This is a genomic window from Patescibacteria group bacterium, assembly GCA_028710985.1.
In the GTDB taxonomy this organism is placed as follows: domain Bacteria; phylum Patescibacteriota; class Patescibacteriia; order JAHJFT01; family JAHJFT01; genus JAQTTB01.
Genome location: JAQTTB010000002.1, coordinates 1 through 22,212, shown reverse-complemented (window position 1 = coordinate 22,212; position 22,212 = coordinate 1). Strand labels below are relative to the sequence as shown.

General features: G+C 44.4%; 27 protein-coding genes. 10 read left to right on the top strand and 17 right to left on the bottom strand.

Annotation, left to right across the window (positions count from 1 at the left end):
• Window positions 1-80 precede the first annotated feature (80 nt).
• Window positions 81-1,217, top strand: a complete 1,137-nt coding sequence (locus PHW53_03820; protein ID MDD4995563.1) for an aromatic amino acid transport family protein — start codon at window positions 81-83, stop codon at window positions 1,215-1,217.
• Here the strand turns inward: PHW53_03820 and PHW53_03815 are convergent.
• The 11 genes from PHW53_03815 to PHW53_03765 form a co-directional block, all read right to left on the bottom strand.
• Window positions 1,203-2,027 (bottom strand): bifunctional 5,10-methylenetetrahydrofolate dehydrogenase/5,10-methenyltetrahydrofolate cyclohydrolase, encoded by an 825-nt coding sequence (locus tag PHW53_03815; protein MDD4995562.1) that lies wholly within the window; start codon window positions 2,025-2,027, stop codon window positions 1,203-1,205. The genes PHW53_03820 and PHW53_03815 overlap by 15 nt on opposite strands.
• 2 nt (window positions 2,028-2,029) lie before the next feature.
• Window positions 2,030-2,965 carry an NAD-dependent epimerase/dehydratase family protein gene (locus PHW53_03810; protein MDD4995561.1) on the bottom strand — a complete coding sequence of 312 codons (936 nt, stop codon included), beginning with the start codon at window positions 2,963-2,965 and terminating at the stop codon, window positions 2,030-2,032.
• Window positions 2,966-2,968: 3 nt separating this feature from the next.
• On the bottom strand, window positions 2,969-3,637 hold the full coding sequence (locus PHW53_03805; protein MDD4995560.1) for a hypothetical protein: 669 nt from the start codon (window positions 3,635-3,637) through the stop codon (window positions 2,969-2,971).
• Complete coding sequence (locus PHW53_03800; protein ID MDD4995559.1) at window positions 3,634-4,119, bottom strand: NUDIX domain-containing protein; 486 nt, start codon at window positions 4,117-4,119, stop codon at window positions 3,634-3,636. The genes PHW53_03805 and PHW53_03800 overlap by 4 nt, the downstream gene beginning before the upstream one ends.
• Before the next feature lie 4 nt (window positions 4,120-4,123).
• Complete coding sequence (locus PHW53_03795; protein ID MDD4995558.1) at window positions 4,124-4,579, bottom strand: hypothetical protein; 456 nt, start codon at window positions 4,577-4,579, stop codon at window positions 4,124-4,126.
• A gap of 10 nt (window positions 4,580-4,589) precedes the next feature.
• Window positions 4,590-5,069 (bottom strand): DUF333 domain-containing protein, encoded by a 480-nt coding sequence (locus tag PHW53_03790; GenBank protein MDD4995557.1) that lies wholly within the window; start codon window positions 5,067-5,069, stop codon window positions 4,590-4,592.
• An 11-nt stretch (window positions 5,070-5,080) separates the two neighbouring features.
• Window positions 5,081-5,470, bottom strand: a complete 390-nt coding sequence (locus tag PHW53_03785; GenBank protein MDD4995556.1) for a hypothetical protein — start codon at window positions 5,468-5,470, stop codon at window positions 5,081-5,083.
• A 134-nt stretch (window positions 5,471-5,604) separates the two neighbouring features.
• Complete coding sequence (locus tag PHW53_03780; GenBank protein ID MDD4995555.1) at window positions 5,605-5,826, bottom strand: hypothetical protein; 222 nt, start codon at window positions 5,824-5,826, stop codon at window positions 5,605-5,607.
• Between the two features lie 121 nt (window positions 5,827-5,947).
• Window positions 5,948-6,289, bottom strand: a complete 342-nt coding sequence (locus PHW53_03775) for a hypothetical protein (protein ID MDD4995554.1) — start codon at window positions 6,287-6,289, stop codon at window positions 5,948-5,950.
• 82 nt (window positions 6,290-6,371) lie between these two features.
• Complete coding sequence (locus tag PHW53_03770) at window positions 6,372-6,761, bottom strand: hypothetical protein (GenBank protein MDD4995553.1); 390 nt, start codon at window positions 6,759-6,761, stop codon at window positions 6,372-6,374.
• A 221-nt stretch (window positions 6,762-6,982) separates the two neighbouring features.
• Window positions 6,983-7,819, bottom strand: coding sequence for an MBL fold metallo-hydrolase (locus PHW53_03765; protein ID MDD4995552.1), 837 nt, complete (start codon window positions 7,817-7,819; stop codon window positions 6,983-6,985).
• A 342-nt stretch (window positions 7,820-8,161) separates the two neighbouring features.
• Between PHW53_03765 and PHW53_03760 the strand changes: the two genes are divergently transcribed.
• Window positions 8,162-8,443 (top strand): hypothetical protein, encoded by a 282-nt coding sequence (locus tag PHW53_03760; protein ID MDD4995551.1) that lies wholly within the window; start codon window positions 8,162-8,164, stop codon window positions 8,441-8,443.
• A 254-nt stretch (window positions 8,444-8,697) separates the two neighbouring features.
• Window positions 8,698-8,853, top strand: coding sequence for a hypothetical protein (locus tag PHW53_03755; protein ID MDD4995550.1), 156 nt, complete (start codon window positions 8,698-8,700; stop codon window positions 8,851-8,853).
• A gap of 21 nt (window positions 8,854-8,874) precedes the next feature.
• Here the strand turns inward: PHW53_03755 and PHW53_03750 are convergent, their stop codons facing one another.
• From PHW53_03750 to PHW53_03740, 3 genes are read right to left on the bottom strand one after another with little or no spacing between them, the layout of a single operon-like run.
• On the bottom strand, window positions 8,875-9,690 hold the full coding sequence (locus PHW53_03750) for a hypothetical protein (protein MDD4995549.1): 816 nt from the start codon (window positions 9,688-9,690) through the stop codon (window positions 8,875-8,877).
• A gap of 5 nt (window positions 9,691-9,695) precedes the next feature.
• Window positions 9,696-10,787: a hypothetical protein gene (locus PHW53_03745; GenBank protein ID MDD4995548.1), complete on the bottom strand. Its 1,092-nt coding sequence runs from the start codon at window positions 10,785-10,787 to the stop codon at window positions 9,696-9,698.
• A 6-nt stretch (window positions 10,788-10,793) separates the two neighbouring features.
• Window positions 10,794-11,852: a DNA adenine methylase gene (locus PHW53_03740; protein ID MDD4995547.1), complete on the bottom strand. Its 1,059-nt coding sequence runs from the start codon at window positions 11,850-11,852 to the stop codon at window positions 10,794-10,796.
• Between the two features lie 293 nt (window positions 11,853-12,145).
• Here PHW53_03740 and PHW53_03735 point away from each other — a divergent pair, with 293 nt between their 5' ends.
• Entirely contained in the window at window positions 12,146-12,958 is an 813-nt protein-coding gene (locus PHW53_03735; GenBank protein MDD4995546.1) for a tyrosine-type recombinase/integrase, read from the top strand.
• A gap of 68 nt (window positions 12,959-13,026) precedes the next feature.
• Window positions 13,027-13,410: a hypothetical protein gene (locus PHW53_03730; protein MDD4995545.1), complete on the top strand. Its 384-nt coding sequence runs from the start codon at window positions 13,027-13,029 to the stop codon at window positions 13,408-13,410.
• A gap of 58 nt (window positions 13,411-13,468) precedes the next feature.
• Here the strand turns inward: PHW53_03730 and PHW53_03725 are convergent, their stop codons facing one another.
• From PHW53_03725 to PHW53_03715, 3 genes are all read right to left on the bottom strand, one after another.
• Window positions 13,469-14,698 (bottom strand): serine hydroxymethyltransferase, encoded by a 1,230-nt coding sequence (locus tag PHW53_03725; protein MDD4995544.1) that lies wholly within the window; start codon window positions 14,696-14,698, stop codon window positions 13,469-13,471.
• A gap of 192 nt (window positions 14,699-14,890) precedes the next feature.
• Window positions 14,891-16,498 carry a tRNA uridine(34) 5-carboxymethylaminomethyl modification radical SAM/GNAT enzyme Elp3 gene (locus PHW53_03720; GenBank protein MDD4995543.1) on the bottom strand — a complete coding sequence of 536 codons (1,608 nt, stop codon included), beginning with the start codon at window positions 16,496-16,498 and terminating at the stop codon, window positions 14,891-14,893.
• A 75-nt stretch (window positions 16,499-16,573) separates the two neighbouring features.
• On the bottom strand, window positions 16,574-16,870 hold the full coding sequence (locus PHW53_03715) for a GIY-YIG nuclease family protein (protein ID MDD4995542.1): 297 nt from the start codon (window positions 16,868-16,870) through the stop codon (window positions 16,574-16,576).
• Between the two features lie 175 nt (window positions 16,871-17,045).
• Between PHW53_03715 and PHW53_03710 the strand changes: the two genes are divergently transcribed.
• The 5 genes from PHW53_03710 to PHW53_03690 form a co-directional block, all read left to right on the top strand.
• Window positions 17,046-17,753, top strand: coding sequence for a class I SAM-dependent methyltransferase (locus PHW53_03710; protein ID MDD4995541.1), 708 nt, complete (start codon window positions 17,046-17,048; stop codon window positions 17,751-17,753).
• An 84-nt stretch (window positions 17,754-17,837) separates the two neighbouring features.
• Window positions 17,838-19,223: a UDP-N-acetylmuramate--L-alanine ligase gene (gene murC, locus PHW53_03705; GenBank protein ID MDD4995540.1), complete on the top strand. Its 1,386-nt coding sequence runs from the start codon at window positions 17,838-17,840 to the stop codon at window positions 19,221-19,223.
• Window positions 19,224-19,228: 5 nt separating this feature from the next.
• Window positions 19,229-20,182, top strand: a complete 954-nt coding sequence (murB, locus tag PHW53_03700) for a UDP-N-acetylmuramate dehydrogenase (GenBank protein MDD4995539.1) — start codon at window positions 19,229-19,231, stop codon at window positions 20,180-20,182.
• A gap of 33 nt (window positions 20,183-20,215) precedes the next feature.
• Window positions 20,216-20,578: a ribosome-associated translation inhibitor RaiA gene (gene raiA / locus PHW53_03695; GenBank protein MDD4995538.1), complete on the top strand. Its 363-nt coding sequence runs from the start codon at window positions 20,216-20,218 to the stop codon at window positions 20,576-20,578.
• Between the two features lie 10 nt (window positions 20,579-20,588).
• Window positions 20,589-22,212 (top strand): hypothetical protein (locus PHW53_03690; GenBank protein MDD4995537.1); only part of this gene is annotated, 1,624 nt, incomplete at its 3' end.

Genomic DNA, 22,212 nt, shown 5'->3' with positions numbered 1-22,212 from the left:
AGCCGGACATATTTGGCAAGGGGATTTTGATGTTAATTATTAACTTTTTATATACAGGTTCAAGTGGTATAATTACGACTATGAAAGAGGGGCAAAAATCAATTATCAAAGCGATTTCAACCATGTTCGGTCTGATTATCGGCGCCGGTATTTTTGGTGTGCCCTATGTGGTGTCAAGGGTCGGGTTTGGCATCGGAATTGCTTATCTTACCGTGATTGGCGCCGGTCTTTTGGCTACGCACCTGTTCTACGCGGACGTGGTGGTAAATTTACGCGAGAAACATCGTCTTATTGGTGCGGCTTCTGTATATTTGGGCCGTTGGGGCAAGCGGGCGGCATATTTTTCCGTGATTCTCGGCATGGTCGGTTCGTTGGTTGCTTATATTATCATCGGCGGCTCGTTTATGCACGCGATTTTTGGCGGATTATTCGGCGGAACGGTCTTTCAGTATCAAATAGTTTTTTTCGCGCTGATCGCTCTGGCGACATTTTACGGGCTAAGGCTGGTTTCAGCGGTTGAAATTTTTATGACCGCCCTGCTCGTCGCGGTTATGGCCATTATTTTGGGATACGGCGCGCCGCATATTGATCTAATTAATTTATCGACGTTTAATCCGATTTATTTTTTTCTGCCATATGGTGTGATTCTTTTTGCCCTGAGCGGGCTGGACGCGATTCCAGAAATTCGTGACGTGCTCAAGGGCCATGTTGGGAATTTAAGACTAGTTATTGTTATCTCAACTCTGATTCCGTTGATTCTTGTTATGGCGTTTACCATGGTGGTCGTTGGCGTTACCGGCGACGCAACCTCGCCGGATGCCATACTCGGATTGGCCGGACAATGGGGCGATTGGATCAAATACGTGGGCGCTATATTCGGGTTTTTAGCCATCGCGACCAGCGTGATGGTGGTGATGGTTAACTTCAAGGAATCACTGACATTTGATTTAAAGATGAATAAATATCTGGCTTGGTTTACGGTCAGTATCGTGCCACTGATAGTTTTTTTAGCCGGCGCGAATAATTTTATCAGCATCATCGGATTTACGGGCGCGATTTTCGGCGGTATCAACGGTATTCTAATTGTGCTCATGTATCTAAGGCTGAGAAAAAACAAAAAGCCGCTTCACGCGGTGATGAAGTGGCCGATGGTGATTCCGGTCGCGGTTATAATATTGTACGCGCTTGGTATTGTGTATGAATTACTTCCGCGCTAATTCGTAAAGGTTATTGAGGAGCATGGCGATGGTCATGGGACCGACGCCGCCGGGAACGGGTGTGATAAACCCGTTTTTTTGCGCGCAGGTTTCGGAATCAACGTCGCCGAACAATTTTTCGTCAATTTTGTTGGTGCCGCAGTCAATAATAACGGCGTTATCTTTGATATCGGCGCAGCTGATAAATTTCGGCCGTCCGACGGCGACGATAATTATATCCGATTCGTTGGCAATTATTTCGGTGTTTTCAAGTGGAGGAAGGGCGACGGTGACGCTGATTTTTTTATCTTCCAGGAGTTTGCGGAGCGGGAGGGCAAAGACCGCGCTGTTCGCAAAAATCGCGGCTTTTTTTCCGGTTGTCTCAATGCCGGTCGATTCAATCAGGCGCACGATGCCCTGGTGAATGGGCGGAATAATGCGCGGCTTGCCCTGGACCAGGGCGTCAATATTTTCCGTATGAAAGCCGTCGATGTCTTTTGCCGGATCGATGGACTGCACGATGTCATCGCTCGTGTAGGCCGGGGGCAGGGGAAGCTGGACAAGAATGCCGTGGATATCGGGCCGGGCATTAAGTTCACGGATTTTGGCGATGATTTCTTCGGATGATTCAGTCCCCGAGTAAATAAATTTTTCGAAACGGACGCCGACTTCAAGGCAGGCTTTTTCTTTGAGAGAAACATAAAGCGCGCTGGCCGGATTATCGCCGATCAGAATTATGGCGAGCCCGGGCGCAATACCGCTTTCCGAAATCCGCGCGCGAACCTGCCCGCGAATTTGTTTGGCCAATGATTTGCCGTCAATTAGCTGCATGATTATTGAATATTTTTTAACATATCTTCGCTCATTTTTTTCAGATCAAAGATATGATTCCAGCCCCAGTCCGCCCGGGCCGCGCGGTCGTCAATTGACCGCGGCCACGAATCCGCGATTTTCTGCCGCTCGTCGGGATGATAAGTGCAGGTGAAGTCTTTTATTGAATCGCTAACCGACCGGGCAAGTTCTTCGGCGGAAAAACTCATGGCCGTCAAATTATAGCTGGTTCGGACTTTAATATTTTCGGCCGGCGCTTCCATGAGCTCAATAGTGGCGCGGACCGCGTCGGGCATATACATCATGGGCAGAACGGTATCCGGCCCGACAAAGCATTCATATTTCTTGTTTTTTATGGCTTCAAAATAGATCGCCACGGCGTAATCGGTCGTGCCGCCCCCAGGGGGTGTTTTATAGCTGATTAAACCCGGATAGCGCAAGCTCCGGACGTCCAGTCCGTACTTTTTCCAATAATACTGGCATAAAAGCTCTCCGGCGACCTTGGTCACGCCGTACATGGTAGTGGGTTCCAGAACCGTATGCTGCGGCGTGTTGTCGCGGGGCGTGGTCGGTCCGAACGCCGCGATTGAGCTCGGCCAGAAAACTTTTTCTATATGGCGGTCGCGCGCGATGTCCAGAACATTTTTTAGGCCGCCCATGTTGATATTCCAGGCCAGTTCGGGATTTTTTTCGCCGGTGGCGGATAATATTCCGACCAGGTGGAAAATCGCGTCCGGCTGGTATTTGTTCACCAGTTCTTCCAGCGCGGCTTTATCGGTGACATCAACGGTTTCAAAAGGACCGTTGGCTAATTCTCCGGACATGGGCTTGGAATGGCCGACGGCCACGACCTGCCGCTCGCCGTACTTTTTTCTTAATTCAATGACCAGCTCGGAACCGATTTGTCCGGTGGCGCCGGTGACAATAATATTTTTCATATTTTAATCAGAGTACTGATTTAAAGAATTTTTGAAATCAACATAAGCATCCCGGTACAATTCGTATGTTTCATTGTCGCGGTATTTTATGCCGAATACATGATGCAAATCGCTCCCGGTTCCCACCTGGCTTTTGATTGATACGAATGAACGGTAGTATGAGCCGTCGGTTGCCCTTACGGTGACCCATCGCGTGATTTTACTGTCAACGCCGGCTCCGCTTTCCTGGGTTTCTTCATCAACCAATTCTTCCGCCGGGCCGATGGTCAGATAATCGGCCGGATCTCCGCCCCACAGCGGTGAAAAGACAAAAAATTCAATCGTTCCGTCCGGAGAAACAAAGCGCGCTTCGTCGGTCTGTACGTACGTTGCGCCTTCGCGGATTTCGGTCGGAGTTGTCGGGCTTGGAGTAAAGCCGTTGGGATATTCAATATCAAACCATGTTCCGCGATAGAGCGTGACGTCCGAGATTGTTACAGTGGCGGTATTTTTGACAGGAGTGCACGGTTCGTCCGGCATGGGCATGCTCGGCGCTCCATGCTGAACCCATTCGCCGTTAACGCAAATCCAGCTGTCTTCCGGCCCGCCGAGGAAAAATCTCACGAAGAAGACCGCGAAAATAGTCGCGATGATTATTAATGAAATAGTTACTGCCTTTTTTGGTATTTTCATAGATAATACTTTTTTAGAATAAATATTAATTCAGGGTGAAATTTTTCTCCGCGCTCGAGCATTGTTTGTATTTCCTGGATATCGAACATTCCGACTTCGGAAACCTCTTCAGCGTCCGGATCGAATGGACCATTGAACTGTGTTCTGAAGGTGGTTAGAAATTTATTGGGAGTATGGGGAACATTATATAAGTCTTTCCCGACAAACTCCAGTATGCTTTTCGCCCCTAGTTCTTCCTGATATTCGCGCAGAGCGGCTTGCTCATAGGTTTCGCCGGTTTGCACATGACCGCCGACCGCGGTTGACCAGTGGCCCGGGCAAAAGCATACTTTATCGCTTCTTTTTTGTAAAACAATTTTTCCTTCTTCGTTGAATATTAAAACATGCGCGATGCGGTGGCACAGCGATTTTTCGTAGACTTCGTTCCGGGAAGCCGTGCCGATGACATTGTCGTTTTGGTCAACGATGTCAAGAAATTCCATAAATTTATTTTATCATTTTGAGCAGGCGGCGGTATTGCCAGTCGCGTTCCTTGGCCGCGGCATCAATTGAGCCGGTCGCGTCGCGGACCGCGGTGGCGGCATAGATTGCGGCGCCGATCGCGTGAGTCTGAACATGCGCGGTCGCCACCGCCTGGCCGGCGGCGCGGGCGGCGGACCGGGCCGCGTCGTCATCTTCCTTCACTTCGCGGGCGGCCGCGTGAGCCGCAAGCGAATATCCGCGTATATCCGCCATTTTAAACACCCCGGTCTTAACCCACGTTCGGAGCGCCTTGATTGCTTTTTGGGGACGATTATCTTTTGGATATTTTTCTTCAAAATAGTGCAATACCCGCTCGGCGCAGTCAGCCGCCCAGATTCCCAGTGTTTTGTGATCACTCTTGCCCACAAGCCGGGTAATCGGCTTGTCCAGATCAATTCTTATCAGTTTTGGTTTTTTCATTTATATCTTTTTACGGCGCTTCCACATTTCCGGCGTTGGGATTCGGATCATTCGGGTCCGGGCATTCGCCATCCAGGTTGGATTGGGCGTTGCAATATGTACCGTCGATTCTTTTGCACATCGGAGTTTCGGTTCCCACGCCTTCAACCTGTCCGCCGGTGATGGCGCAATATATCTCGGCGTCGTTGTCATAGCCCGTGATTTTTAAACCGCCAACCGGACAATTGCCGCGGAAAAGCGCCCATTCTTCGCATTGGCGGTTGTCTTCAAAAAGGCAAACTCCGTATTCGCCGTTTTTGTTCGTTCGCATTTCCAAGGTGCCGCCTTTTTGTACGCAATTTTCCGATGCCGGATTTGCCAGGCCGACCGGCTGAAGGGCGTCTTCTATGCCGGGTGATTCGGTTGATATATCCGGAGAATAAGTTTGGCAGCCGGATAAAATTATGATAAATCCCAGGCATGCGGCAAACATAAAAAATGTTTTTTTCATAATTTTTTTAGTTAAATTTTAGTAATATTTTTATTGGATTTTCTTTTTAAAAACCAGCCAACCAAAAATAATGTTCCTATTAAAAATGCCGGACCGGAAATTGTTACCGGCCATGACAGCATATACCATCCAAATACGGGATTCATTGCCAGCAACAGGATATAGAGTAGCCCCGCGAGAATAAAGGCGATTCCTCCGACAATTTCATATTTCCAGGAAATTATTAAAATGATCAACAGGAATAATGCGGGGATATTATGCATAAACAGACCAACGAGAGTTTCACAAAAATTCAAATCCATGTCAAAGATGTCCAAAGAAAACAGCATCAAGAATAAAATGAACATTATTGATAATATTCTCGGCGTCCAATAGATGAATTTGTTAATCTTTTTTTCCATTTTAAGGGCAATAGTGAATTATTATTACTTCACATAACGTTTCGGCATATCCGATGTTTCGCGCACTCCCAATTTATTAATTAAAATGTGTGCGCGGAATATGGGCGGAGCTAAAAAAATAGATAATCCTATGTTCATTTTACATTCCTTCCAGCTTGTTTATTAAAAGAATTCCTTGTTATTTCATCCATCTCTTGCTCCATCTTCAACTCCTTATGTACTTTTAGGGCCGTTTCGTCTAAACCAACAAAATCCTCAATACCATTAATTCTTTTTTCGATATCATCAATTCGATCTTCTAGTTTGTTATTCTGCTTTTTTATGTGATCATCAATTACTATAGTTGCAGCTGCCATAGCTATCATAATGACGAAGAAAATCCATGCGGGTACGTACATAATTGTAGCATATTAGTAAATAAAATTATCTGTTTTTTAAGCGAAGTCAGATATGCCGTGTTAGGCGATGTAACAAAAATTACTTTTTTATGAATAAGCAATCGATTAGCTCTGTGTCTCTTTGTCTTTTTTGTTTTTTTCGTTCATACTCGAAGTCTTTTTTAATATGATTTTCCTGCTTTAGTCGCATTCCGCTTGTGGCCAACCCTTTAATTTCGAAATCATGCAAATTTGCATCAATCGCTCGCTCTTCATCGCGGTGGTTTTTTTCAATCCAATCTAAGTAATTCCCATATTTTTCTTTAACTCTCACGCCAACTACCAATAAATAGGCTAAAACAGGAATCCAGATAGGAAATTTGGGAACAAGGAAAGAAAAAACAAAGAGGCTAAGTAAGACTAACCAGATTATATATATCATATTGGTAATTTTTGTTATTTCGCCTAACGTTTACGTATAGCAGAAGTTGCATAGCAATTTGGACGGAGCGAAGCGTAGTCTGCTATACGCTGTTATGTGATGTTTTTGTACTATTTTTGGACACAATATAAACAGTGATAAAAATTATCAAAAGAATTGCATAATTCAAAATCGCATATTCTGCAGTTGGACCAAGTGGAATGTACGCAAGGAAAATTATACCAACAGTACCTACAACAAAAGTATAAATTAAGTCCCCTGTGCCACATGCATAGGAGTATCTGTCCCATAAATGCGGACATATGTAATGACCATTCTGCAATTCGTCATCTAAATATTCCATATGTAAGTAATTTTTTGGATCGGTCTTTTGTGCTGAAAGTAAATACACCGAACTTAAGATAATAGCTGTAATTGTAACTAGTAGAATATTTATAAGAATGGTTTTAAAAATAGTTTTTTTTATGTTCATATAGATAAAAATAGGACAAAAATTTCACATAACATCGGGCTTAAGGGAAGTTTTTTGTCGCACACAAAAAATTTGGGAGAGCGAAGTGTAACGAGCGAACCCTTTAAGCCCTGTTAAATCCGCCGACGAACGAAGTGAGGAGAGTGCAACGTGCCCGAGCGGAATGAAATGGAGCGAAGGAGTAGCGATTGCTATTTTAAGGGTGGGAAAAGGCAGTGCGTTTATAATTCCAGTTCCATTCCATCATAAGAAATAAACATATTTTTTGGGAGCAATTTTTGAAGTTCCTCATGTGATTTTTCTGTTAAATGTGAAATACTATGAAAAATCACTTTCTTAGCATTCAATCCGCTAACAAAATCAAGAATTTGTTTTCCATGCAAATGGTCTGGGTCAGTTTTTAAATTATTTTGCTCTGGTTTGTCTGGAAAAGATTCTTCAAAAAGATAAGTTCCATCAGCAATAATAATATCGGAATCTTTTACAAGTTCTAAAGATTTATTTGGCAATTTATAGTAATCGGCGAGATAAATTGCCTTTTTACCATTTTTTTCTAAAAGAAAACCATACGCATTATCTAATTCGTTTTCTTTTGTATTATTATCTCGCCCACTCATGTGATAAAGAGGTATCGGAGTAATTTTTGTGCCAAATAAATCAAATTTTTCAAATGGCTTGACTACAATTATTTCTTTTGGTATATGTCCAAAACTCTGGTCGAGCCATTCTTTTGTCTTTTGAGAGCAAAATAATTTTGATTTTTGTCCTAAAACAAATTCTATCCATGCATGAAGTTCTAATAAGCCATACATGTGGTCAAAATGCCAGTGACTTATTAGGAAATTGCTAATATTTGGTAAATTAAATTTTGTGGATTGAATGCGAATGTCAGGACTTATTTCTATCAAAAATTGCCCTTCATCCGATTCAATTGAAATTTGCGGTCTTGTTCTGTTATCTTTTGAATTAGGTTTCTTTGCTGATTCGCAAATTTTACATTTACAGAATGGAACTGGAATTCCTTCCCATGCACCCGAACCTAAAATTTTTATCTTCATAATTTTATAAAATTTTAGACATTTATTAAGTTATCGTTAAGCACTGCCTTTGGGATGGGATTATCAATTACAATCGCTATTGGATTTAACGTTTAAGTATATATGAAGTTGGCTGGAGTGGAGGCGGTTTAATTGTGCGAAAGCACACCGCCGGAACGGAAGCCAATTTGGGCGGAGCGACGAACCCGCCAACGGCGGGAGAGGAGCAGAGCCAAATATACTTTGTTATACGATGTTGACTTTCCATTTTATTCAATTATTTGGGCAGTTGCCATCTCTTGACAGGCGGGGCGCGGTTGTGGTAAAAGAAAGAGTCGCTAGCGTAATAAAAGGAGGTGCGACATGAGCGAAAAAAGATCAGTGGCACAAGTACTCCTCGACAAGATTGAGGAAGCCGTGAAGCCAAGGTACAATCCTTCCGGATATCGCGACGCTACCATGGACGCAGAAGACAACGCGCGGAGACAGAAGGCTATTACGTTGCTGGAAGTTCTCAAGGAATCTGTTTTTCCAGAACGGCAACGTAAGACCATCTGCAGACGAGTTCATGAGATCCGCGGCGGTTCTGCATTTCCGGAACTCGGTAAACACTTCAGGGAGGTGACTTCGAGACTGGAAGGATGAAGTCTTGCTGAGCAATAACGCGCCCCGCCGCCCCTCATCTGTACGACCCGTTTGGCAAACTGCTGACGGGTCATTTTATTTTTCAAAAAACTGCCCAAATAATTGAATGTTCAAGAAGTAAAAATGGAAAGCCAATGCCGCACAACGTTCGCGTATATCTGATGTTGCGACCGCAGGGAGCAATATGGGTGAGCATTTGCCGTTAGGCAAGCGCGAACCAGATATACGCTGTTAGCTGATGTATTCCTTTTCTTTTGTTTTCTGATAAGAAAACTTGTTTTAAAAAATTTTCAAATTTCTTTTTCCGTTTTGGATTTTGGGCAGAGGGGTTAGGGGTGAATGCCCAAAATCCAAAACACAATATTTCTTTTTCGTTTGAGGGAGTGGCAAGAGGGGAATTAAAGGGGTGAATTGCCCCGACCGAAAACATCTTATTGTTGTAGTTTCGAGGCTCTGGCTTCTGCGTCTTTGATAGCATCACCAACTTCTTTCTGGATAATTTTGTCAATTCTTTCCATTGAGTCAAGATTTCTTGAGAAATTTTTCTGTTCGGTTTTATTGCGAAAATACTTAAATTTAGTTCCTTCACATTTCCATAAAAACCAATAACCATGTTTTTTCCGTAAATGTTCGTTATAAATTTTAATTTGAGTCAATATCTCGACGCCCTGTTTCATGAATTTTGTTATAAATTCATCTATGGCGTTTGCAAATGATTCAAGATTGTCGGCGTATTCTGCTCTTTGTTGGGCGGGATTTGGTGTTTGGTTTTGTCTCATTAAGATAATATGTAGTTCGTTTTTTCTCTGCAATTCAGCAAAGTCATTTTTTAGACTGATTACTGTTTCATTTGTTTCTTTGATTCCTGCGTCAGCCCATAAAAGCATGTTGTGTAGATAGTAGCTTTTAACCTTGAAATTTGCTAAATCGACGTCTTTATAAATATCGCGTATGGTTGGGTAGTTTATGGTTTCAAGAGAAAAATGTTTAATGTCTGTTATTTTTCTGATGTCTGTAATTAGTGTTCTCAATCTTGATACAAAATATTGGAGTTTTATTCGAGTTTTGAATGTATCATCAAGACTTCGAGTAATTCCAATTTCTATTCGTCGCAAAAATTCTTTTCGCTCTTTCTTACCTTCTATGATTGATTTTATCCAAAAACCTATAGCTGAAAGAATAACCGCAAGAAAAGGACCAAGTGCGGAGCCAATCAATGTTTGCCATTTAGTTATAAATTCTTCCATAATCTTTATTCTTTCACTATAAACAAGGCATCTGAAACAGATGTGTATTTTTCATCTTTCCAGTCAAAATTGATCTCTAAATTATCGTTGATTTTAAACTTATCAAGATAAGACCCGACACTTTCTTTTAGAAAATCAATATTGCGTTTGAGTTTCCAGCTTTCCTCAAGATTATTTTTTTCTATCAATACTAAAAATAAACGATTAGCAGAATCAAAACGCCTTTCGCCTTGTTCCTCATAAAGCCATTTAATGAGCCCTTTTTTATTTTCCATTGCTTCTTCAATTATTTTCCATCTCGTTTTGTGAAATTCTGTTATCGCTTTTTTAGCTGGTTCAAGATGACTCTCGGATAGTCTGATTAACAGTTCAGAAAGGAGAGATTTATTTTTTTGTGTTGAGTCAAATTTGATTTTATTTGCTTTGGCGATTTGTTTGAGTTCAGTAAGTTCCGGTTTTAGTCCTTTTTCTTTTCGTTTTAAAGCCATGAATCCGTCCGGAAAATAAGTTACTTTAAGGTCGAAAGGTATTTGATCGACAAAAAAATCAACTTTTTTGATTAACCCAATCGTTGGTAACACTCTCTTGTGTTCCTTAAAAATATCTTCGATCAAAATTGAAGTCCAGTGATTAAACCAAGAACACAAAACATATCCCTTTAAACTTTCGTGTATTTCGTTATCAATTTTGTCCATTAAAACATCAAAGTTTTTAATTTTTTTGATGTAGTTATCAACTATCGTTCGTTCAAGATTGTTTTGATACAGACCACCCCAATCGAAAATTTTCAGTTTATATAATTCCGAAATGAGTTTATCTTCATAGATTTTTCTTTCCTTTCTTTCATTTTGGAATTTGTCATTGATAAATTTATCAATAGCTTTTTCAGTTTTTGGGTTATTTACGATTTGTTCAATTAAATCGTTGGTACCCTGATTGGGATCGATGTCAATTTTTTCTGCAAATTCAACAAGCAAGGCTTTTCTTGTGATTGAACGAATTTTCAGAAAAAGCAAACTATTTGAATCTTTGAGTAATTTTTCAAAGTCGTTTGCGTCGTATAGTTTTTTGAGTTGTTGGTAGATTTTATGATTCATAATGTTTTAGTTATAGCAATAAAATAAATATTCAACTGTTCCTTTACGGCTTCCTTTCCCGCCATAATGATTTGAGTATTCGTTTTCGTACACTTTTACCTTTTTGTGCTTTTTGATAAGTTCGATCATTCTTTCTTTCTCTGGATAACTCTTGCTATTGTAAGAAACTAACCAATAAGGAATATGTTTGCTGTTTTCAAAAAGTTTTTCAAAAGATTTTTCAATATCCGTTTTTTGAACAAATCCACTTTCTTTTTTGGGAAAATATGACTTTGTGCCATTTACAAATTCTTTATTTTTCCAGTACTGAACAAAAGTTTCTAAAAAATGATAAAATGCTTGGTAGTCTGGGTGACAGCCAACATAAGGTGGATCAAAATAAGCCAAATCGACATCTTGAAGTTTTGGAAGCAAAGAAATTGTATCTTCGCAAAAAACTTTGTTCCTTTTTTTATTATCAAAAATTGCATGATTATATGAATGAACAAGACTTTGAAAAATATCTTTTAGGTGTTTTGCTAAACTTGCATTTCTTTTAATTCTATCTGGATTTTTACTGTATTCAATTGCTTTTAAGTGAGCAAAATGACCTAATGTAATTTTTCTTGTCAGAGATCTATTCATTAAAGCTAAAGCCAATGCTTTTTTATACTCGTTGTCTAGTTTTTCAACATTGGCTCTAAATATATCTAAAAATTTTGCTTGGTCTTTTTCAAAAAAAACTCCAGTAAAAATCTTTTCGATTAGATTATCAGCTTTTGTAGTTTCGTCTAACAAAATATCTATATCATTTTTATCAAGAGTGATATTTTGATTTTCAATTAAAGCTTTAGAAATTAAAGAGTTACATTTTAAAAAGTCATTACTATAAACCTTATAGCCTCCATCTTTAAAATAATAACCAACAACAGATGTGCCACTAAAAGCATCAAAAACAGTTCCAATATCTTTTGGGGCAATTTCAAGAATCCACTTGATAAGCTTCTCCTTGCTTCCCAAATATTGAGTTCTTGGAAATTGGTGTATTTTGTACTTTTCGCCGAACAGCGTTGTTTGAGACATCATAATTTATATTCAAGTAATGCAAATGTATTGTACTAGTTTTCCCCTTATAAATAAATCGTTTTCGTAGCGGAGCGAAGAAAACTCCATATTCCCCTCTATAATTAATGAAAAAGAAATTTGAAAATTTCTTAAAACAATTGGGCGATAGCCCAAAAAAGAAAAGGAATATTTCAGCTAACTCGTTCTTATATGTTGAAAAAAGATGACAACACCCAAAAGTTGTGTGTTGGGTGGTGGTTGGGGGATAATGAATATAAGGGCATAAGGGTATTTTAGCAATAATTCATTGATATATGCAAGAATATTTAGAACAGACGGAAAAAGAGCTTAAAGTGCGTAATTATAGTCCCAAGACAATTGATAGTTATCGGCGGGCGATTAAGGAGTATTTTTTATTCAAAAAGCATAATTTTGCGGTTGCCGATTCGGAAAATGTGCGGGATTTTATATTGTACGCGCGGGATAGGGGATTATCGCCGCAAACCATTAATTTATGGCTGAATGCGATTAAATTTTTTTACCGGCAAGTGGTAAAAAGCCACGGGTTGCTTGAAGTGAGGGCGGTGAAGAGGTCGCAAAAATTGCCGGTGGTTCTGACGCGCGATGAGATTGGGCGGATTCTGAATGTCTGCCGTAATGCTAAGCACCGGCTTCTCATTGCCCTGGCGTATGGCGCGGGGTTGAGGGTGAGTGAGGTTGTCGGACTGCGCGTACGCGATGTGGATTTTGATGAGCTTATGCTGAATATTCGCGAGGCAAAAGGCGGTAAGGATCGGGTTTCGGTTATACCGGAGCGAATTAAGGCCGAACTGCTGAATTTAGCGGCCGGAAAAACAGGGGATGAATACCTGTTTTTGAGCGAACGCGGCGGCCGGCTTACGACCCGGACGGCGCAAAGAGTATTTTCTGACTGCGTGAAGCGCGCTGGGATTAACAAGCCCGCCGGATTCCACGCGCTTCGGCACAGTTTTGCCACGCATTTGCTGGAAAATGGCACTGACGTGCGCTATGTGCAAGCCCTGCTTGGCCATCAGAATATCCGGACTACGCAATTATACACGCACGTGACCAATCCCGGGCTTAAAAATATCCGAAGCCCGCTTTAACGTTTGTCCGGGCTTGACAGATCGTTGATTGAGCGCACTGTAGTTGTTATAATTAATAAACGATATATATGAATAAATTAGAGACAAAAATTGACGAAATATTGGATGCCCTGCATATTTTTGCCGATAGTGTTGACGATCGCTTTAATAAAGTTGATCAAAGATTCAATGGCGTTGACCAGCGATTCATGAGCATTGAACAGCGATTTAATAAGATTGACGAGAGGTTTGAGCAAGTTGATAAACGCTTTAATCGAATAGAGGCATTAATGGTAACCAAGGATTATCTTGACGATAAGCTGGCTGACTTTAGGGCTGAATGGATTCCGATTATTAAAAAAGTGGATACAAAGGATTCCGCCCTGGTTGTTAATCTGGCAGATAAAGATGTGATTTCGCGTGACGAAGAGAAGGAGATATTGGATATGAGCGCCTTTCCGCGGCTAAATTAATATAATCATAAAACCGCCCCTGGATAAAGTAGGGACGGTTTTTGTTATTGATATTTTTTTAATATATGGGGAATTTTGAAGTTAATTTTTTGACTTGAGATTTAATCTTGGCAAGCTCCGATTCGTTTGTATGGTTTTTCAGAGCTTGGATAATCCACTCGGCGATTTGTTTCATTTCCGGCTCTTTCATGCCGCGGGTGGTGATGGCCGGCGTTCCGAGCCGGATGCCAGAGGGATCCATGGGCGAGCGGGGATCATCGGGAATCATGTTTTTGTTGACCGTAATGCCGGCGGCGTCCAAAGCGGTTTCAGCCTGCTTGCCGGTGAGGCCGAGCGGTGTGACATCCAGGAGGAGCAGATGATTGTCGGTCTGGCCAAAGCAGATTTTGATGCCGCTTTTTTTGAATTCCTGTTCAAGAACTTTGGCATTGGCAAGCACTTGCTTGATATAGGTTTTAAATTCCGGCTGAAGGGCTTCGTGAAAAGCCACGGCTTTGGCGGCGATATTGTTTTCGTGCGGACCGCCCTGCAGGCCCGGGAACACGGCTTTATCAATGCGTTTGGCCACGTCAGCGTCCTTGGACATAATCATGCCGCCGCGCGGACCGCGGAGAGTCTTGTGCGTCGTGGTGGTGACAACATCGAAGAGGGGAACCGGATTGGCCATTTCTCCGGCCGCGATGATGCCGGCGATGTGGGCAATGTCGGCCATGGTGTAGGCTTCAATCTCCTCGGCGATCTCGTGGATTTTTTGGAAATTAATGTCCCGCGAATACGCGCTGTAGCCCACAAGAATCATTTTTGGATGATGTTTGACGGCAAGTTCATGAATGTTTTCATAATCAAGCAGGCCGTCGCTCGCGGTCTTGTATCTGATGAAGTTGAAAATTTTTGACGTGTATGTCACCGGATGGCCGTGGGTCAGGTGGCCGCCGTGCGATAAGTCCATGCCCAGAATGATGTCCCCGGGTTCAAGCAGGCCGAAATAAACCGCCATGTTGGCCGGCGCGCCGGAGTGGGGCTGAACATTAACAAAGTTGGCGCTGAACAATTTTTTTGCGCGTTCAATTGCCAGTGTTTCAATCTCATCAATATTTTCGCAGCCGCCGTAGTAGCGTCTGCCGGGATAGCCTTCGGCGTACTTGTTGGTCAGGACGGATCCAAGGGCATTGAGCACGGCCGGAGAAACATAGTTTTCCGACGGAATCATTTCCAGAACATCCTGCTGGCGCCGGAGTTCGTGTTCAATTATTGTATCCACCTGATTGTCATCAATGTCGTGTTTCATAGTCCTACTATTATATATAGAAAAAACCGGCTGGTCAAAATCAGTGACCCGAGGGGGTTTACCAATTATTAACTAGTCGGTTCTTCAATTTGTTGGCAATGAAGCCAGCTTAGCCAGTGTACAGTGGCTAAAACATCGCGTCAACCCCTAAAAGTGCGTAAAGATGTTGATTGACTGTGGAAAAGATGTTGATTAACGCGGTTTTTTAATCATAAATGAGCCGGTTTGCGCGTATCCGAGGCATTTGTAATACTCACGCACGCCGATGCCGGCAATAACCGCGATTTTGGAAAAACCGTTCTTTTTGGCGATTGATTCAGCCTGATTCATGAGAATCCGGCCGAGACCTTTGTGCTGGGACGCGGTTTTGGCTGATTTGCCCAGTTCAATCTGCTGGCCGTAGACATGAAGCTCGCGGATCAGGGCCGCACCCTCGAGTTCGGGCAGGGTCGAGAGAACCGCCTGATTCGAGCTTGAAGGCAGGCGCAGGCGCAGAAATCCCAAGACAACGCGGCGCCGGGCGTCTTCAAAACTTAAAAAATATTCGGTTCCGCCGGAGGCGGAATATTTATCAGTAAATAATTTTGGTTTAATTTTCGCGGCATCAATCCCGGGGTTGTGGCCGATCTCGCGGCAGCGCAGGCACTGGCATTTGATGCCGAGCGTTTTCATGCGCTCCTGGATAACCTGGCGCAGGTTGGTGGCCATGGCGCCGGCGGAGACCGCGGGAGCGGGGAAGTCGCGCACCAGCCGGGAGATGCGTACATAGCGCGGCACAAATGATTTTATTTTTACAAGCGCGGTGACAAGATTTTTCTCCGAGACCGGAACGAATTTGCCGCGCTTCCACCAGTTGAATAATTCGGAGTTGGGCAAAAGCACGCATGGATAAATTTTTATCATGTCCGGCCGGAATCGGGGATCGTCAAAAAGTTTTTTAAAGATTGCCACGTCTTTAGCGGGCGTTGATCCCGGCAAGCCGGGCATCATGTGGTAATCAACTTTGAACCCAGCGTCCTTGAGGAGATGCGTGGCATAGATTGTCCAGTCGGTTAAGTGGCCGCGTTTTACGATTTCCAGGATATCATCGTCAAGCGACTGCACGCCGAGTTCAACGCGCGTCGCGCCGAGTGCGCGCATGCCGGCGATTTCTTTGGGCGTCACCCAGTCGGGACGGGTTTCGAGCGTGAGGCCGATGACGCGGCTCGCGGCGGTCTGATTTATTTTCTGCGCGGCTTGAAGATTTTTCGCGCTGCGGTTTTTCCGGCCAAAGCTGTTGGCCGCGTCAAAGCAGCGCTTAATAAACCAGTGTTTGTACTTTTCAGGGTAAGCCGACCAGGTGCCGCCTTTTACAATGAGTTCCAGTTTATCAACCGGATGGCCATTGTCGCGCATTGCCTGAAGGCGCTTGGCCACCTGGGCGAAGGGATTGAAATTAAGATACAGGGCGCGCATGGCGGCCGGCTCGTTAGATAAATAGCTTTTGGGCATGGTTGCCTCGGTCGGGCAGTAGACGCACCGGCCCGGACAGGGGAAGGGTTTGGTGAGAACCGTGATCGGCGCGATTCCGGAGAGCGTGCGCACGGCCCGGCGGACCATGATCCGCTCCAATTCCGGAGACGGCTTGATTTTTCGGGATTTTATCAATTTATGATATGCTATGTTCAACGACGCAGTCGACGGTTTGGGCAACTTTAAACCGGACGCAACGCGGCGCTTGAGACGGTCAAAATCTTTTGCAGAATATATCCGTTCCTTGATGGCTTTCTGGATGATAAGTGATTCTAAATCTTTTTTCATAGTTATTAGTTATTCGGCCGTACTCATGTCATTCCCGCGAAGGCGGGAATCCAGGTTCAATGTACCGGGGGAATCCTATTGGATATTATCGTACAAATCGCTCCAGAGAGGATTAAAATCTTCAATTGTTCTAATTTTCCAATTACGATTCCACTTTTTTAATTGTTTTTCCCGTAATATGGCCTCCTCAATATTATCGAATATTTCATAATAGACAAGCTTATGTACGCCGTATTGAGCCGTGAATATGCTATCTTCTCCTTGCTTATGCTCAAGAACTCGGCGCTTAAGATTATTCGTTACACCGGTATAGAGGGTGCCATTTCTGTCGCTCGCGAGAATATAGATATAGAATTGTCGATAGTCGGGCATAATATAAATAAGCAATCCCGAGATTAATTGGTTGTGGATTCCCGCCTTCGCGGGAATGACGGATGTGCGGTTTATTTTTATCCGTTGCAACTAAATAAATTACCATGGGCATGGATTCCCGCCGGAGTTTACCCTCGCGAAGGCGGTGGCGGGAATGACAATACTAATGAATCTTATGCGAGATGAAACTGCGCAAGATTTATTGAAGATGAATGCCGAGACGTATGACAACGTGGCGTCCGAGTTTTCTAATACGCGTGAATTTGTTTATCCGGCATTATATAAATTAAACGATTATATCAAGGAAGGGGACCGCGTTCTGGATGTGGGCTGCGGCAACGGCCGGATCGTGCGGATTTTCGGCGATAAGAGAATTGACTATCTGGGCGTGGACTCGAGCGAGAATCTTGTCAAAATCGCGCGCCATAATTTGCCGGAGCGGCGCTTTAGCGTGGCCGACGCGCTGGATCTCGCGATCGGAGAAAAAGATTTTGATGCGGTAATACTGTCCGCGGTTCTGCACCACATACCGTCCAATGAGCTGCGGCGGAAAGTTCTAAAAAATATCTGGTCGGTTCTTAGGCCCGGAGGCCGGCTTTTGATGGCGAACTGGAATCTTTGGCAGCCAATGTTCTGGAAATATCACATTAAGTATACATTGCGGCGGCTGGCCGGTAAACAGGATCTGGATCCCGGCGATATTTTGCGCGAATGGAGCGGATCCGGACATTCTCGTTATTTTCACGCATTCACGCTTAATGAGCTTAAATCCGCGGGAAGGGACGCCGGATTCAGCGAAATAAGCAATTTTTACACCCTCCGTTCGGCAGAGCCGGGAAATTGGCTCAAAAGCGACAATATTTTCAGCATCTGGAAAAAATAACCGCGTAATTAAGCGAAAATCCGGGGCGAGACGGCCCCTTTTTGCTTGCCAAATTATTGGTTTTAAGCTAAAATATTAGTAATTATGGATTTATCAAAAATCAGTAAAATCCATTTTATTGGAGTTGGCGGAATCGGGGTTTCAGCCGTCGCGAAGATGGCGAAACTCCTCGGAAAGCAAGTGAGCGGTTCGGATCTCGCGCCAACCGAGACAACCCGGGAGCTTGAAGCCCTGGGGATCAAATTATATATCAGGCATAGTGCCGACAACGTTGGGCCGGATGTTCAACTAGTTGTTTATAGTTCCGCGGTTGCGGAAGATAATTCCGAGCGCGTGCGCGCGCGAGAAATCGGCGCGGTTGAGATGAGTTATTTTGAATTTTTGGGCGAATACAGCCGCGAAAAATTTACAATCGCAATAAGCGGCACGCACGGCAAGAGCACGGTTACGGCAATGCTCGGAAAGATTTTGGCCGACGCGGGCTTTGATCCGACCGTTATCGTTGGCTCAAAACTCAAAACATTTGAGTACGGAAACTTCCGGCCGGGCAAAAGCAAGTATCTGGTAGTTGAGGCGTGCGAGCATCTGGCAAATTTTCTGCATCTTAATCCCAATATTCTGGTGATTACCAATATTGAAGAAGATCACCTTGATTATTATCGGGATCTGGAAGATGTGGCCGCGGCTTTCCAGCGCCTGGTTGATAAACTGCCTGAAGACGGATTATTGATTTACAACGGCGAGGACCGGGCGAGTGTGGAGCTGATTGAACCGCGCGTCGCGAGCGCGAGCTTCGGGTTCGGCGATACGGCAACGTTTCAGGCGATTGACATTGAATCGCGCCCCGGAGAGCAGATATTCAAAGCGCTAGAAGACGGCGAACCGTTGAATTCGGAATTTAGCCTTCGCGTGCCGGGAAAATTTAATATCTCAAATGCTCTGGCCGCAATCGCCGCGTCAGACTCGGTCGGCGCGGATATTGAAAAAATTGCCGGGTCGCTCTCTGAATTTCCCGGGCTTTGGCGCCGGCAGGAGGTAGTTGGCGAAAACAACGGCGCGATTATTATCTCCGATTACGGCCATCATCCGACCGAAATCGCGGCAACCATTCAGGCAATGCGCGACTTTTATCCCGGGCGGCGGCTGGTCTGGGTTTTTCAGCCGCATCAGCACAGCCGGACCAAGAAACTTTTTAATCAGTTCGTAAAATCATTCGACGGAACCGATATACTGCTCGTGGCCGACATTTTTGACGTGGCGGGCCGCGAACAAGTCGAAGACCAGGATATTAATTCCAAAATCTTGGCCGGACAAATCAGCGGGGTCAGTCCGAACGTGGAAGTCCATTACTCCGGAGATTTACAAAACACCCAAAAGATGGCGCAGGATATTATCAAACCGGGCGACGTGGTGGTTTTTCAGGGCGCCGGCAATATAGATGACGCGGCAAGAGAATTAATCAATAAATAATTTTTATGCATTCAGCGCTAACCGACCGATTGGTCCGGGTTCTGACGGATGAACCATTGTCACAGCACACGACCCTGCGTATCGGAGGGCCGGCGAAATATTTTTATGAAGCAAATTCTTCCGAGGATCTGATTCACGCCGTGGAAGCGGCTTATGAAGTCGGGGCGAAATATTTTGTTCTGGGCGGCGGCAGCAATATCCTGTTTTCGGACGCGGGTTTTGACGGGCTGGTGATCCATGCCATGAATAAAAATTTGCGCACCCAGGCGGAAAAATTATATGTTGAATCTGGGGCCATGAACGCCCAGGTGGTGCGCGAAACCGTGAACGCCGGGCTGACCGGGCTGGAATGGCTCGCCACGATTCCGGGCACAATCGGCGGCGCGATTTACGGAAATGCCGGCTGCTTTGGCGGCTCAATGAAAGATTTAATCAGCAAAGTTGATGTTTACAGCCACGGCGAAAAGACGCGCCTCCTCAAAAAGGACTGCCAGTTCATGTACCGCGACAGTATTTTTAAAAAAACAAACCCCCTGATATTGTCGGCCGAACTTATACTCAAACCGGGAAACAAAGCCGAGAGCCTTAAAAAAATTGACGAGTATATCAAGAAGCGCGCGGAAACACAGCCGGCCGGGTCATCGGCGGGCTGCACGTTCAAAAATTTCAGATATAATAATGAAGCGGACATCGCGATTCTCAAGAGCAAGGTTAAGGATATTCCGGCCGATTTTCTTTCAAAAAAGCTGATTCCGGCCGGCTGGCTTCTGGATCAGGTCGGCGCGCGCGGCATGGAGATGGGCGGGCTCGCGGTATCGGATAAGCACGCGAACTTCATTGTCAATAACGGAAAGGGAACCGCGGATCAGTTTATGATGCTTACGAGTAAACTCAAGATGCTGGTGCGCGACGAACTGGGCATACAAATTCAGGAAGAGATTATTTTCGCCGGATTTTAATAATATTAATAATCTAAATATTAAAATAAAATTATGAATATTACGCGCATCAAGGGCACCAACATGGAGCTCACGGACAATATTAAGGATTATATAATTGATAAAATCGGCGGCTTGGAAAAGTTTTGGGATAAAATAATCGATGCGGATGTTGAAGTCGGCCTGGACAGCATGCACCATCAAAGCGGCGAGATTTACCGGTGCGAGGTGAATATGCGCGTGCCGGGCGATGTTTTACGCGTTGAGAAAACCGAAAAGGATCTTTATAAAGCAATTGACAAGGTAAAGGATCATCTTCGCGAGATGATTGAGGAAAAGCAGGGCCGGAGAGCGACGCTCAAGCGCAAGGGCTCAATACAGGCGAAAGAAATGATGAACGAGGAGACTGAATTGTAATTTTAATAATATGGAACGCGGCGAACAATTTTTACATCAAAAATTTTCTGAATTGCACACCACCGAACCGGTGGAGCGCGAGCAGGAAAGAAAAAAACGAAAAGGCGAAGAAGTATCGGTCAAACCGGCCGAGAAAATCGCCGATTTTCTTGAAGTTATCAAAAAAACCCACGGCCATCATGAAGACCCGCGGGTGCTAGAGCGCATTAAAAAAGGTTACCACAAAGAATATGTTATCGCGCCCGAGGATGTTCCGGAAAGCTATTTTGAGCTGCAAAAACGCCTGGCGCGCGAACAGGGCCATGGCGATATTGAAATAACCGACGAGATGAAAGAACAACTCACCGAGGTGATTATCGCGGACCAGGAATCAACCCTGGACAACTGGGTGGATTATCTTTCTTCACCCGACGCCGATGCCTACCCGATGTGGGTGCGATATTGGGCGTTCCGCAGTATGCTCAGGCTTTCAAGCTATGACAAAGAAAAGAAAGCCTTTGCCAAGCGCCGCAAGGACACGGTCGCGCCGTTTCCGGACCTGAACCGCGAAGCCCTGGCCTATGTAGTTGACGCGATTGATAAAAAGATTCAAAAGCAGGATATTTCGGGCGCGGCCGATAATCCCGAGCTTCAAGCCTTGCTCAAAGGTGAGAATTTCGGCAAGTTGTATGCTTATGCAATCGAGAAAGTCACGCCTGATGATAAAAATGAATTTTTAAAAACCGTGGGCGAATGGGTAAGATACGAACAAGGTTCGGATCACATGCCGCTTGTGCAGTCACTTCAGGGCCACGGCACCGGCTGGTGCACGGCCGGTGAATCAACCGCCCAGGACCAGCTTCAGGGCGGCGATTTTTATGTCTATTATTCCTACGACAAATCCGGCAAACCAACTATTCCGCGCGTCGCCATTCGCATGCAAGAAAATAATATTGCCGAAGTCCGCGGCGTGGCCCCGGATCAAAATCTTGATCCCTATATCGGCGAGGTGGTGGACAAAAAGCTGAAAGAATTTCCGGACGGCGAGGAATACAAGAAAAAGACATCAGACATGAAGCGCCTGACCGAAATAGAAAAGCGGCACAAAGACGGTAAAGAGCTTGGGAAAGACGACCTCGGCTTTTTATATGAATTTAAATCAAATATTGAAGGATTTGGCTACGAGAGGGATCCGCGGATTGATGAGATTTTAGAAAACAGGGACAAAAAAGCCGATATTTCCTTGTTAACCGGTTATGTCAAGGAGCAAATTAGCGTGAATAATGAGGAGGGGTTGCGGGGTGGTTTCAAATTTCATTATGGTGATATTTTCCTTTTCGACTTCGAATCCGCTGAAGGCCTCAAACTGCCCGAAACCGTGAGTGGTAATCTTGACCTTGGTGGTCTTAAATCCGCTGAAGGCCTCAAACTGCCCGAAACCGTGAGTGGTAATCTTGACCTTGGTGGTCTTATATCCGCTGAAAGCCTCAAACTGCCGGAAACTGTGGGCGGCAACATTTGGCTTGGTGGTCTTATATCCGCTGAAGGCCTCAAACTGCCGGAAACCGTGGGCGACACCATTGGGCTTGGTGGTCTTATATCAGCTGAAGGCCTCAAACTGCCGGAAACCGTGAGTGGTAGCCTTGATCTTCGTG